The sequence below is a fragment of the Sphingobium sp. FG11 genome (assembly GCF_057809915.1).
Genome location: NZ_JBMDKW010000008.1, coordinates 141,893 through 155,364, shown reverse-complemented (window position 1 = coordinate 155,364; position 13,472 = coordinate 141,893). Strand labels below are relative to the sequence as shown.

Genomic DNA, 13,472 nt, shown 5'->3' with positions numbered 1-13,472 from the left:
AAGAGACTTCTGATCATCAGAACTTGGTCGACACGCGGAGCATGATTTCCCGACCGCGGCTGACATAAGACTGGAGATCGCCGAGAACCGCGGGGCCAGTTTCGTTGCCTGGCGCCGTGCCCGAATTGGGCACATTGCTGGCCCTGACGAAATAATATTTATCGGTCAGGTTGCGGCCGATCAGCGCGATGTCCCAACGGTCATCCTGCTCCGAGAGGCGCAGCGTCGCATCGAACAGCTGGTAGTTGGGCACTCGTCCCTGCGGGATGGAGCCCGGGTCCGAAAGATAGCTGGCGCTGAACGTCATGTTGGTCGACAGGCCCAGTTTCATGCCGGACCCGATCGGCGTTTCATAATCGAAGCCCACATTGCCCGTCCATTCCGGCGTGCGGACCACCGCTGTGCCGGCCAGATCCTGCAACGATCCGTTGACGCCCGGAGCGGCGGGTACCCCAGATCCCGGCTGGCCAGGCACCGGCACGAACGCGCAACCAAGGGCCTTGCTCTGACCCCGATAGCAATTCGCGAAATAATCGACATAGCGCGCCCTGTTATAGGCCACCGCACCATGCAGGCTCAGCCCCTGCAACGGCGTGCGGTACGAGAAGTCGAACTCCCCGCCCTTGCTCCGCACCTTGCCGACATTTTTGAGTTCCTGAAAAGCGCCGGTGCTGAGCGTGACCTGCAAGCCCTTCACCTCATAGGTGTAAAGCGCGAGACTCGTGCGCAAGGCACCGTCCAGCAAGGATGCCTTGGCCCCGGCTTCGAAGCCCTTGACGGTCTGCTGGTCGTAATCCAGCGGCAAGGCGAAGTTGGCAGCGCCCCCGTTATAACCGCCGGAGATGAAACCGTGCTTGTAGGAACCATAGATGTTCAGTTTACGGTCGGGATGGTATGAAAGCGTGAATTCCGGCGAGAAATCGTTCCAGTGGTCCTTGGAACCCTGAGCGAGAATCGGCACCCGTGGCAGAAGAAGGCCGGTCACCGGATCGACGGCGGTCTGGCTTTCTGCGATCGGCAACTTTTTCTTCTCATAGGAATAACGGCCCCCTCCAGAGAACTGAATCTGGTCGGTGATATCCCACTGCATCTGCATGAAGCCCGAATAGGCGGTGCCCTTTTGCTCGTGATGGGAGTTGGCGACCACCGCTGGAACCAACGGCGGCACCGTCGTGAAATTGGAACCGTTGAGAAAGGCGGCCAGCCCCTGTTTGGCCGTGCTCTTCTGGAAATGCCCGCCGATCATGAAGTTGACCGGCCCGTCGAAATTGCTGGTGAGGCGAAGTTCTTCCGACAGTTCCGTGAAGCTCAGCCGTTGATTGGATGCCAGCATGCGCGAGGGCACATAGGTTGCGGTCACGTTGACGAAGGCATCGGCCTTCATATGATAGAGGCCGGTCACCGAAGTCAGCGTCAGCTCGTCGCTTGGGCGGTAGTTCATTTCATAACCGACCAGCAGCTGCTTTTGCTCCCCCCTCAGCTGGCCATCATTCTCGCCAAAACGCGGGTAGCGCAGGGCGAAGTTCGGGGTCCGCGCGCCCACCGAAACCTTGTCGTCGGCGCGGCAATCGTCGATCTGGCCGGATAGCGGCGCGCCATTGGGACAGGATACGAGCTGAAGGTTTGACGTGTATCCATCATCATGGAGTTCGCCGTAGGTGACCTTGAGGCGGGCGTCGAAATTGTCGGCCGGCTCATATTTGAGCGTACCCCGCACCGCGAATTCTTCCGCCCTGGGCGCATATTGGTGCTTGGGCGCGGTGATTTCCGTGCGCGGCGTGGTGTTGCGAACCCAGCCGCGCATTTTCGAGCCATAAGCCGCGATGCGAAAGCCGAGGCTGTCGGTTATCGGGCCGGCGATATAGCCTTCACCGCGCCACTCATGGGCGTTGAACTCATAGCCGACCGACGCCTTGCCCTGAAGCGTTTTCGTCGGATCGCCCGTGCGGATGGAAATCACGCCGCCAGGGCTGTTCTTGCCATAGAACAGCGCTTGTGGCCCTTTCAGCACCTCGACCTGCTGCATGTCCATCTGGCCCATGCGACGGACCGAGGCGCGCGCGACCTGCACGCCATCGATGTTGAACGACACGGCCTGGTCGGCAAAGGGATTGCCGTCCGAACCGCTGATACCCCGGATCACGATGCTGCCGCCCTGGGCAGTGCCACCGTCGCCGACGATCAGTTGGGGCACGAGGCGGGCGATACCATCCATCGAATTGATGCCGCGTTTTTCCAGCTCGGCGCCAGTTACCGCCGTGATCGCCACGGGCACGTCGATCAGCGTCTCTTCGCGCTTGCGCGCCGTCACGATGATTTCTTCGTCGTTTGTGTTTCGGGCGACGCTTGGCGAAAGAGTGGGAGCGGCTTCCTGTGGGATAGCGGCCGTGAATGCAGTCGCTGTCATTTTGGCGACTTGGGGCCCACGGGCCTTCACTATGGCGAACGCGCCCGAAGCATCCCGCTTCGCCTCGAAGCCGCTATTGGCGAGCAACGCACTCAACGCGTCTTCGGCTGTCATCCGGCCAGAGATGCCTGCTGAACGGATGCCGCGCATCTCGTCAGCACGATAGACGATCTGAACGCCGGACTGGCGCACATAAGTGAAAATCGCCAAACTCAGGTCACCGGCCGGAATCTGAAATGTCGTTGCCCGCGCTACGGCAGGCGCAGCAAAGGCGGCCATGCAGGATGTGGCAGCGAGAATCGTGGTCAAAGATAGATTGGTGCGCATTAGATTCCTCCCCGAGACAAGTTTTTTGCCTTCTTCACTGAAGAGTGTCGGCCGCACCAACCCCCCACGCTATTTCTGCGAAATTTTTATCTGGCTCCCTTGTTCTTCGACCCGCAGCCCGTACGCATCCCGCATAAGCCGCGCAAAGCCGGCGATATTTCCCGTCTTGAACGCGCCGTCGATCCTGATCGCAGCCACGGCGGGATCGGCTATGACCAGCTTTCTGTCATTGTAGCGGTTGAAATCACGCGTCGTTTCCGCCAGCGGGGCGTGGTTGAAGACAATCAGCCCCCTGCGCCATCCGATCATGGCTTCCACCTGACCCAAATCACCGCTGTGCGCATAGGTGGCGCCCCGCCGCGTGACGGCCCAGTCCCCCGGTTTCATCAGATGAGCTTTGCTTACGGTCTTGTCGGCAAGGCCCAGTTCGACCTCTCCCTCCAGCACTGCGGTTCTGATTCCCTCCTCATCCTTGCGAATGACGAATTTGGTGCCCAGATCTGTGACCTGATACACACCGATTCGAACCTCGAAGGGCCTTTTCTCGTCATGATGGACATCGAAAAAGGCTTCGCCGCGGTCGAGCGTGACCAGTCGGCTGCGCCCGTTCATGGCGACATGAACCTGGCTGTAGACGTTGAGTTCGATCTTGCTGCCATCCGCGAAAGACAGCGTTCTGGGCTGGTCCGAACTTGCAAACCGCTCGTAGCGAGGTGCTGACTGCGGCTTCCCGATAATGATGCTCGCGCCCAGTGCAATCAGCAGCGACGCCGCGATCGCCGCGCCCGCACGCCAGGCGAGTGTTCGGGCTGCCGCAGTCAGCTGGGGGGGACGCAGGGGAGCGATCCCAATCGCGGTCACTCGATCAGCCGCCCGCCATCCATGTTCGAGCCTCCAAAAGACCGCCCTGTGCCGGTCCGACAAAGCAAGCCAAGCTTGAAACTCGACTTCCCGCTGGAGCGACCAGTCCGGTTCCTCCCGGCTCAGCAAAAAGAGCGCGGCGCGCTGCTCAACCGATTCAGTCATGCTCTTCCCGCCTCGCCCGGCGCAGGGCGCTGAACCGCTTTTCCCGCTTCACCCGACCGCTGTCGCCCAACATGAAATCGACGAGCGTGCGCATTCCCAGCGTCAGCTGGCGTTCGACTGCGGCGACGCTTACGTCCATCTGCTCGGCAACTTCGCGCACGGTCATCCCCTCGACCTTGCGCAGCCGCACCATTTCCCTGCAACGCGGCGGCAGATGCTCCATCGCCACGATGGCGCGACGCAATTCCTCGCGGGCGGTGGCATAGCGTTCGGGGGTAAGATAATCCTGCTCATTGGTCACCTGATCGAGGTCGGCGATGAAATCGAATGATATGATTTTGTTGCGCTTCGCGCGCGAAATCATCAGGTTGCGCGCGATCGCAAACACATAGGCATGGCCATTGTGAGGAATTCCCTGCCGCGCGCCTGTTAATGCTCTTTCATAAACGTCTTGCAGCATGTCTCGGACCTCGTCCTGGTTCTTCCAACGGGACCGGAAAAAGGAAAGCAGTTGGGCTTCCATCGGCAGAACGAGTGCAGTGAACCACGCCTTGATCTGCTCTTCCTCCATGGTTCCCCCCTACGCTAGGACATGCGAGCGGCCAATTACCCCACGTCGGATATCATTTTTCTACCACATCATCCCTAGCACTAAATGTCGCCTGACCTCAGCGCGACGATGCCTTGCTGCACACTGGTGGCGGAAATGAGCGGAAGCCAGCGTATTAACTGGACATGCAGATAAACAGTTATCTCGCGTCCTTTCCTCGGGCGTCGGCGTCCGATCATCGGACGCGACGCTGACCGCAACCGCCTCCCACGGTCGGCTGGGCGGAGCAGGAAAGCCCCGCAATGCCCGGTTGCATCCCCTCACCCATCGGAGCCATTTCGGATGAAGGCCAGCGAACAGAGCCGTCGAGAAGCGTTGTCTGGGCCAAGTTGTTCAGAAAGGTTTCAGAAGCTCGCCCGATTTAATTGCCTCTCTGCCGCAAATGATGGCATGGACCGAAATCGCAAAAGACGCATATGCCCGTTAGGGCAGAGGAACGATTGATGCCTGATAAGTTGAGCGAGGGCGCTATGCCTACATCGCTCGACCGCCACCGGCGGCACTTTCTTGATAGGCTATACCGTGACCATATAGGCAATCTAGTGGGGTGGTTGCGGCGGCACTATGGTGGTGGCCCGCCGTCGCCTGAGGATATTGCGCAAATCGCCTTCACCAAACTGGCTGCGCTTGACGACATCCAACGGATCGAAAAAATCAAACCATATCTCTATGCCATGGCTGTCAATGTGGCGCTCGACGAGATCAAATGGATTAAACGTACTGATGCTTTCACGGACCATGAACTGCATCGCACCGGCCACGCCCTGGAAGAAATTACGCCCGAACGCGTCTATGAGGGAAGGGAGCAACTGACCCTGCTCTCCCAAGCCATGGAAGGCCTGTCGAGCAAGCAACGCGAAATCATCAGGAGGAGCCGCTTTCTAGGCCAGACCTACGCCCGGATATCCGCGGAAACGGGCTGGAGCAGCGCTGACATTTCACGACAATTAGGCGCCGCCATGGTCGCCGTTCAGGCAGCGATCGCCAACGGACCGACGGAGGATAAATGAGCGACATAGCGAACATTAGGTCTCCCGGAGACGATGCGGGCGCGCCGCAGGATCAAGCTGTGCGCTGGTTGGCCTATTTATACTCAGGTGAGGCGACCAACGACGGTAGAGCGAAATTCTCTTCCTGGCTGGATCAATCGACCATAAATGTCGTCGCCTATCGCAATGTGGAACAGATCTGGCGCGATATGATCTTCGCTGGCGTCCAGAGCATGTTCTCGACGGAAGCATCCGACCACAACTCCGCAAGCAATATCGTTGACTTCGAAAGCCGCGCGAGCGACTTCTCTTCCTGGTCTGGGCGGCGGGGCGCGATCGCGGCGACGATGGCGGTGGCCGCATCACTATTGCTGGCGTTGGGAATCTGGCACCTGGGATTTTTCGATACGCCCACCGTCCAAATCTATCGAACGGCTGTAGGGCAAATAAAGACCGTCTCGTTTTCTGACGGTACGCGGGTTACGCTTGGGGCGGATACCACGATCCGGGCGACATTTTCGAAGCGGCGTCGTGGGGTGGAACTGATCGACGGCAGAGCCTGGTTCGATGTGGCATCCAACCCGGCAAAACCGTTCACCGTCCTCGCCGCTACGACACATATTCAAGTGGTCGGTACGCAGTTCGATGTTGATCGGGCACCAGAAAATGTGCGCGTGGCGGTGGCAAGGGGCGTCGTGCGCGTCGTACCGCTTGCTGGCCGGGCGCCGCGCAATGACGGCGTCCGATTGATCGCCGGTCAGCGCGTCTTATCCGCTGTAGATGGGCGCATTGGTCCCATCGAGCGTTTCGATCCCGCCAATGCGGCGCTCTGGCGGACGGGGCTGCTCATTTATCGTGATGCCCGGCTGAGTGATGTGGTGGCGGAGGTGAACCGTTATCGTGTCGACAAGATCGTTTTGGCCAATGAAAACCTCGGCGATATGAAAATTACGATGGCAGTGCGCGCCGATCAGACCGACACCCTGCTGTCGGGGCTTGAGGCGACGGCTCCGCTACAGATAGATCGCACCCCGTCGCGCGTCAGGATCCGACCTAAAAGATAGACGGAAGGAGGGACGACCGTAGAGAAATATTCTTTATAATGAACAGCTTGCATAAATTTTTCGAAGAACCTGGAATATTTTTTAAGCTGCGCCGTCTCTTCACAGGGGCGTCCGCCGGGGTGACCTCAAATAATTGATAATATTAGGGGAGATCAGGGGCATGCAGAGGAATCATATTTCTCAGAAAACGGTATCGCACCGCGCGAGCAATGGACTGGCAGGCGCGTGTTCGAGGCTGGCGTTGACGCTGGGTATCGCGGCCGCTGCGTGCATGGTGCAACCGGCGGTGGCGCAGGCAGCATCGCAAACCATTTCAATCCCGGCCGGACCGCTGGACGTCGCACTGCTGGAGCTTGCGAGCAGGACAGGGATTTCCGTGTTCGTTCCACCTGCCCTCGCGGCGAAGAAAATCGCACCATCCGTCGATGGCACGATGACGCCGGATCAGGCGCTGAGCAGCCTGCTGCGGGGCAGTGGCCTTGCTTACAGCCGCAGCAGCAATGGGGCCTATCTCATCGTAAGCGCGCAGCCCAGGAAGATTGCTTCGGCCTTCGCCTCGGCGGCGCCTCAAATGGCTTCCCCGTCCACCGAGAGCGCCCCGCGCCAGGCAGCCCCTGTACCCGTCGACGACATCATCGTGACAGCACGCAAGCGTGACGAGACGTCCATAGCCGTTCCGGTCGTTCTGACGGCAGTAAGCGGGGCGGAACTCACGCGGCGGGGCATCAACAGCGCCGACGCGCTGTCTCAGCTCGTTCCCGGCCTGACGATCGCGGGCGCGGGTGGCGGCGCCCAGGGCGGCACGATCGCACTGCGCGGCGTGGCCGGTCCGGACACCAATCCGCTCGGCGACCAGGCGGTGTCGTTCAACATCGATGGCGTTCAGGTGGCGAAGTCGAGCGTCCGCCGTCTGGCCTTCATGGATCTTCAGCAGGTCGAGGTTCTCAAGGGGCCGCAGTCGCTGTTCTTTGGCAAGAACAGCCCCGGCGGCATCATCTCGCTGCGCACGGCCGACCCGACGCCGAACTTCCAGGCCAAGGCATCGGTCGGTTATGAATTCAATGCGCATGAGTGGCGCGGCGAAGGCTTCGTTTCCGGCCCGCTGACCGACACGCTCGGCGCGCGGCTCGCCGTTTATGGCTCGGACATGCGCGGCTGGGTCAAAAGCGTGGTCCCGGCGAACAGCATCAGCCCGCCCTTCCATCGCTATGGCCCCCGCAGCCGCGAACTCGATATGCGCGGCACGTTGAAGTTCGACCCGACCGACGCGTTCAGCGCGCGGCTCAAAGTCTCCTACGGCACGGTCAAGGGCGCTGCTGCCACGGGCAATGCGCAGGTGGTGAACTGCCCTATCGGAAGGTCCCAGCTCACCGGCGTGGTCAGCGACTGCAAGGCCGACGGGCGGATCAACCGTACCGATAATGTCAGCACCGCTTTCACGCCCTATGAGCCGGCCTTCGGCGATGGTCACACCTATTCGAAGCAAAGGCAAATTCTGGTCGGGCTGGAACTCAACTACAAGCCTAGCGATACGATCGATTTGACCTCCGTGACCGGCTTCTACCAGGCCAAATTCAGGAACATCGATCAATTTGCGACATATCCGGTTGTTCCCATCGGACAATTCGGAAGTTTTGGCCTGCCACAGTTTCCATCTTTTCTGACCTATTATAACCGGGAGATTTCGCAGGAACTTCGCGCGAGCAGCAACTTTGACGGGCCGTTGAATTTCACGTTCGGCGGGATCTACTCTGACACCCGATCATCGATCTTCACCCATGCCATGTACAATATGGACGATCCGCGTGAGCTGGTCCATTCTTTCGCCGCTCAGGACGGCGTTGCCTATTCGGGGTTCGGTCAGGCTCGCTTCGATCTGACGCCGCAACTCGAACTGTCGGCTGGCGGGCGCTATTCGCACGAGAAGAAATCGCTTCCCGTCACGCTTGCGGATCTGACCCTTTCGCGTGTCAATTCGGTGACACCCTATGCGACACCCGTGCGCAAGATTTCGTTTAACAATTTCTCACCGGAATTGACGGCTACCTACCGGCCCACCGAGAGATTGACCCTGTTCGGGTCATACAAAAAAGGGTTTCTATCGGGCGGCTTTAACGGCAGCACGGCGACTCCCGGCCTTCCGCTCAACTATGGCCCGCAGAAGATCAAGGGCTTTGAAGCTGGCGTGAAAGCCTCGTTGCTCGACGGCGCGCTGCGCACTAATCTGTCGATATATAACTATAAAGTTGGCGGCCTTCAGATAACCGCCTTCGAGAATGGGATAGGCACGATTCGAAACGCCGGCGGAGTGCGGACCAAGGGCATCGAGTTCGACATGAACTATCGCTCGCCGATCGAAGGGCTGACGCTCAGAGGCGCCATTAATTATAATCGCGCGCGCTACCTTAGCTATTTCGGCCCTTGCTGGCGCGGGCAGTCGCAGGGGCAGGGCTGTAATTTCCGGGCGATCGGCGGCGGCAATGCTCGCCCGATCCTGCCCGGCGAGACTGGCAACAACCAGGATCTGGCCGGACAGCAACTCGTCAACGCGCCAGAATGGTCAGGGAATGCAGGCGCCAACTACGAAACCCCGCTTGGCTCGGCGCTCAAGCTCGGTTTCTCGACCGACGTCACTTTCGCCAGCAGCGTGCCGACCGACGCCGCCATCAACCCGCTCCTGATCTCGCCCAAGCGCGCCCTGCTGGACGCCACCGCGCGGATCGGCGATGCCAAGGGCGCGTGGGAAGTGGCGCTGATCGGTCGCAATCTGACCCAGAAATATTATTGGGCCAGTGGTCAGCAGTTGCAGTTCACGGGATTGACGCCGTCGGGCACCCCTAACGCTTTCACACCGGCTGACACATATGCCGTGATCAACCGGGGACGGGAGATCATGATCCGCGTCACGGTCGCCTTCGGGCAATAAGCAGGGACGCATTAGCCGACGCCCGCACGCATTTGCCATGGGAATGAGAGCATAATACAAGACTCCGTCAAAATGGCGGACCTAATAAGTAAGATCAGGGACTTCGTTCATAAGAAGCGTAGCGAAAGCCTGTCTTAAAATTGAAGGAATTCCCATGGCAAAACGCAAGATGGTTGTGATGCACGGGGCCTGGGTGGCCTGTGCGGCGATTGCTACAGGACTGTTGTTTACCGGTGGCAAGGAACCGATTGCGAGCGCAGCCAGCGAGGCGGGTTCCATCTCGGACTCCGCAACACGGCCCTATTCACCCCCCGTGCGTTTTGCCAATGAGGATATGAACGTTTACTGGGGCAATACCCACCTCCACACCAACAATTCCCTGGACGCCATCGCCTTAGGTGGGGCCACCACCACACCGGATGAGGCGTTCCGATTTGCGATGGGTCAGCAAATCGTCACCGCAAGCGGTGAGCCGGTCAAACTCCGTCACCCCCTCGATTTCCTCGTCGTGTCCGATCATGCGGAATTTCTTGGCGTACTTCCCAGACTTGCCAAAGCCGATAGCTCGAAGATCGACTGGCAACCGGGCCGGGAGTGGAGCGAGTTGCTGCAGTCCGGCGATCCGCAGAAACTATCAGGCATCTATTCCAAGTTTCATTCAGGGGCCTATGTGCCGGCCGAGTTGACACAGTCCATCTGGCAGGAAGTCGCAAAGACCGCAGACCGGTTCAACAATCCGGGTCACTTCACGGCCTTTATCGGCTATGAATGGTCATCGACGCCGAATGGCGACAATCTGCATCGCAACGTGATCTTTCGCGATGGCGCGGCCAAGGCCACGCAAGTCACGCCTTTCTCCGCGCTCGACAGCACGGATGCGGAAAAGCTTTGGGCGTATCTGAGAGCCTATGAAGCCAAGACAGGCGGTCAGGTGCTGGCGATCCCCCACAACGGAAACATCAGCAACGGCCGCATGTTCGCGCCCGAGACCTTCACCGGCCAGCCGCTGACGGCGGCCTATGCCCGCGAACGCGCGCGGTGGGAGCCGGTGGTCGAGGTCACCCAGATGAAGGGGACGAGCGAGGCGCATCCGACCCTGTCGCCGACCGACGAATTCGCCGATTTCGAAATCTGGGATCTCGGCAATTTCACGCAGACTGCGAAGCAGCCCTGGATGCTGCCTTATGAATATGCACGCTCCGCTTTGAAATCGGGGCTGCAATTTGAGCAGAAACTGGGGGTGAACCCGTTCAAGTTCGGGATGGTCGGCGGCACCGACCAGCATAACGGACTCACCACCACGAGCGAAGATAATTTCATCGGGCAGTTCCGCAATTCCGAACCGGCAGTCGGGCGTTACAGCCGCCCGATGGCGCCGGTGAAGAATGTCCGGGAAAACTGGCGTCTGGGCGCGGCGGGTCTCACGGCGGTATGGGCGAAGGAAAATACGCGCGAGGCGATCTTCGACGCGATGAAGCGGCGCGAAGTCTATGCGACAACCGGCTCGCGGATACAGGTGCGCGTCTTTGGCGGATGGAATTTCGCGAAATCCGACGTCTTGCGGCCCGACTACGCTCATATCGGCTATGAGAAGGGCGTGCCGATGGGCGGCGACCTGATGCGACAGGCGGGAGGCAGGGCACCGAGTTTCATGATCGCGGCGGCCAAGGATCCCGACGATGCCAATCTCGACCGGGTTCAGGTCATCAAGGGCTGGCTCGACGCCAAAGGCCAGGCTCATGAGAAAATATATGATGTCGCGCTGTCTGGTGGCCGCAAGGTCAATCCGAGGACCGGAAAGGCGCCGCCGGTGGGCAATACGGTCGACATCGCCAATGCGACCTTCACCAACAGCATCGGCGCCGCTGAACTGGCCACCGTCTGGACGGATCCGGCGTTCGACCCGAACCAGCGCGCCTTCTATTATGTGCGCGTACTGGAAATCCCCAAGCCGCGCTGGACCGCCTATGACGCTCAGTTCTTCAAGGTGAAGATGCCTGCCAACATCCCCATGACGGTGCAGGATCGCGCCTTCAGTTCGCCGATCTGGTACGATCCCGGGAAGTGACGGCGCAATGCACGCCAGTCAGTTCGGAACATCGCGATAAATATGGCATATAGTATCAAACGTTTGCGTGGCGCACTGCTCGTCTGGTCGTTCGTCGGGGAAAGGATGATGAGGTGATGGGGAAGCGCAAGATGGTGTCGAGGGGTGCAAGATGGGCGACTTTGGCGGCCATGTCGGGCGGGCTTCTGCTTGTCGGTGGCAAGGCTTTGTTGGCCGAACCAGCTGAAGCGCCGGCCGCGACTGTGGCTGCGGTGCCCGGTGGTTCGGCCGCACCGGCCTATTCTCCACCGGTACGCTTTGCCAACGAAAACACCAATCTTTATTGGGGGGACACGCACCTCCACACCAGTTACTCCGCCGACGCTTTTGGTTTTGGCAATCACACGGTTAGCCCGGATGAAGCCTATCGGCTGGCGCGAGGTGAGGAGGTGGCCGGCACGAGCGGTCTGCACGTGAAGCTACGCCGTCCGCTCGATTTCCTCGTGGTGGCGGACCATGCGGAATATATCGGCGTTTTCCCGCGGCTGGCCAAGGGCGGCAGCACCGAAGGCCCCTGGGAACAGGGCAAGCGCTGGAGCGATTTGCTGAAAGCTGGCGACGTCAAAACGGCGATGAACGAATTTTTCGGCATTCTTCGTGCGGGCGGGTCCAGTTCTCCGGAGCCTGGGGCGCTGGTGAAGTCGATCTGGCAGGATGTCGTGAACACCGCCGACCGGTTCAATGATCCGGGCCACTTCACCGCACTCATCGGCTATGAATGGAGTTCCACCCCAGGGGGCGACAACCTGCACCGCAACGTCATTTTCCGGGACGGCGCCGATAAGACCCTTCAGGTCGTGCCATTCTCGGCAATGGACAGCACGGACCCGGAGAAATTATGGGCCTATCTCAAGGCATATGAGACAAAGACCGGCGGACAGGTTTTGGCCATTCCCCATAATGGCAATCTCAGCAATGGCCGCATGTTCATGCCGCAGACTTTCACGGGCCAGCCGTTCACCGCATCCTATGCGCGCGAGCGGGCGCGGTGGGAGCCGGTTTATGAGGTCACGCAGACCAAGGGCACCAGCGAAACCCATCCGACCTTGTCCCCATCCGACGAATTTGCCGGTTTCGAACTGTGGGATACCACCAATGTTCAGGGTGCTGTCCGCAAGACTCCCGCGATGCTGCAATATGAATATGCGCGCAAAGCATTGAAGGACGGGCTGCTATACGAGCAGAAGCTGGGCGCCAATCCGTTCAAGTTCGGCATGATCGGCAGCACCGATTCGCATATCGGCGTGACGACCACCGCAGAGGATAATTTTTTCGGGAAATTGCCGAATTCCGAGCCGTCTGCCCGCCGTTACGCTTTGCCTGTGGCGGAGACGAAGATAACGCAGTGGAACTGGCAGATCGGCGCGTCGGGGCTTGCGGCGGTTTGGGCGAAGGAAAATACCCGCGCATCGATATTCGACGCGATCCGGCGACGGGAAGTCTATGCGACCACTGGCTCGCGCATTCAACTGCGCGTATTTGGCGGGTGGAATTTCGCGAAGTCCGACGTACAGCGGCCCGACTATGTACATATCGGCTATGAAAAGGGCGTGCCGATGGGCGGCGACCTGACCCGAAGCCGTGGGGGCAGGGCGCCGATGTTCATGATCTCCGCCGCCAAGGACCCCGACGACGCCAATCTTGATCGCGCCCAGGTGATCAAGGGCTGGGTCGATGCCAAGGGTGTCACACACGAGAAAATATATGACGTCGCTGTATCGGGCGGCCGCAGGGTCGATCCGAAAACCGGCAAGCTGACCGCCGTCGGCAGCACGGTGAACCTGGCCGACGCCTCTTATACGAACAGTATCGGCGCGCCGGAGTTGGCGACGGTGTGGACCGATCCGGATTTCGATCCCAAGCAGCGTGCTTTCTATTATGTGCGGGTATTGGAAATCCCCAAGCCGCGATGGACCGCCTATGATGGGGCATTCTTCAAGCTGAAGATGCCTGCCAATATCCCGATGGTCGTGCAGGATCGCGCCTTCAGTTCACCCATCTGGTATACGCCTTGAC

The 13,472-nt window shown here is 59.7% G+C and carries 8 protein-coding genes; 5 read left to right on the top strand and 3 right to left on the bottom strand.

The window, feature by feature from the left end:
* Window positions 1–16: 16 nt before the first annotated feature.
* From ACODSN_RS09355 to ACODSN_RS09345, 3 genes are all read right to left on the bottom strand, one after another.
* Window positions 17–2,734: a TonB-dependent receptor gene (locus ACODSN_RS09355; protein WP_489054858.1), complete on the bottom strand. Its 2,718-nt coding sequence runs from the start codon at window positions 2,732–2,734 to the stop codon at window positions 17–19.
* 69 nt (window positions 2,735–2,803) lie between these two features.
* Complete coding sequence (locus ACODSN_RS09350; RefSeq protein WP_489054857.1) at window positions 2,804–3,760, bottom strand: FecR family protein; 957 nt, start codon at window positions 3,758–3,760, stop codon at window positions 2,804–2,806.
* Window positions 3,753–4,283, bottom strand: coding sequence for an RNA polymerase sigma factor (locus ACODSN_RS09345; RefSeq protein ID WP_489054881.1), 531 nt, complete (start codon window positions 4,281–4,283; stop codon window positions 3,753–3,755). Before ACODSN_RS09345 ends, ACODSN_RS09350 begins: the two co-directional genes overlap by 8 nt.
* A gap of 530 nt (window positions 4,284–4,813) precedes the next feature.
* Here ACODSN_RS09345 and ACODSN_RS09340 point away from each other — a divergent pair.
* From ACODSN_RS09340 to ACODSN_RS09320, 5 genes are all read left to right on the top strand, one after another.
* Complete coding sequence (locus tag ACODSN_RS09340; RefSeq protein ID WP_489054856.1) at window positions 4,814–5,380, top strand: RNA polymerase sigma factor; 567 nt, start codon at window positions 4,814–4,816, stop codon at window positions 5,378–5,380.
* On the top strand, window positions 5,377–6,423 hold the full coding sequence (locus ACODSN_RS09335; RefSeq protein WP_489054854.1) for a FecR family protein: 1,047 nt from the start codon (window positions 5,377–5,379) through the stop codon (window positions 6,421–6,423). Before ACODSN_RS09340 ends, ACODSN_RS09335 begins: the two co-directional genes overlap by 4 nt.
* 241 nt (window positions 6,424–6,664) lie before the next feature.
* Window positions 6,665–9,349 (top strand): TonB-dependent receptor, encoded by a 2,685-nt coding sequence (locus tag ACODSN_RS09330; RefSeq protein WP_489054853.1) that lies wholly within the window; start codon window positions 6,665–6,667, stop codon window positions 9,347–9,349.
* Between the two features lie 154 nt (window positions 9,350–9,503).
* Window positions 9,504–11,417 carry a DUF3604 domain-containing protein gene (locus tag ACODSN_RS09325; RefSeq protein WP_489054851.1) on the top strand — a complete coding sequence of 638 codons (1,914 nt, stop codon included), beginning with the start codon at window positions 9,504–9,506 and terminating at the stop codon, window positions 11,415–11,417.
* Between the two features lie 209 nt (window positions 11,418–11,626).
* Complete coding sequence (locus ACODSN_RS09320) at window positions 11,627–13,471, top strand: DUF3604 domain-containing protein (protein ID WP_489054850.1); 1,845 nt, start codon at window positions 11,627–11,629, stop codon at window positions 13,469–13,471.
* The last annotated feature ends 1 nt before the right edge of the window (window position 13,472 follow it).

Bases quoted from the DNA above. Each gene is read 5' to 3' on its own strand.
- ACODSN_RS09340 (WP_489054856.1), top strand. From the start codon at position 4,814: ATGCCTGATAAGTTGAGCGAGGGCGCTATGCCTACATCGCTCGACCGC.
- ACODSN_RS09325 (WP_489054851.1), top strand. From the start codon at position 9,504: ATGGCAAAACGCAAGATGGTTGTGATGCACGGGGCCTGGGTGGCCTGT.
- ACODSN_RS09345 (WP_489054881.1), bottom strand. From the start codon at position 4,283: ATGGAAGCCCAACTGCTTTCCTTTTTCCGGTCCCGTTGGAAGAACCAG.
- ACODSN_RS09335 (WP_489054854.1), top strand. From the start codon at position 5,377: ATGAGCGACATAGCGAACATTAGGTCTCCCGGAGACGATGCGGGCGCG.
- ACODSN_RS09355 (WP_489054858.1), bottom strand. From the start codon at position 2,734: ATGCGCACCAATCTATCTTTGACCACGATTCTCGCTGCCACATCCTGC.
- ACODSN_RS09350 (WP_489054857.1), bottom strand. From the start codon at position 3,760: ATGACTGAATCGGTTGAGCAGCGCGCCGCGCTCTTTTTGCTGAGCCGG.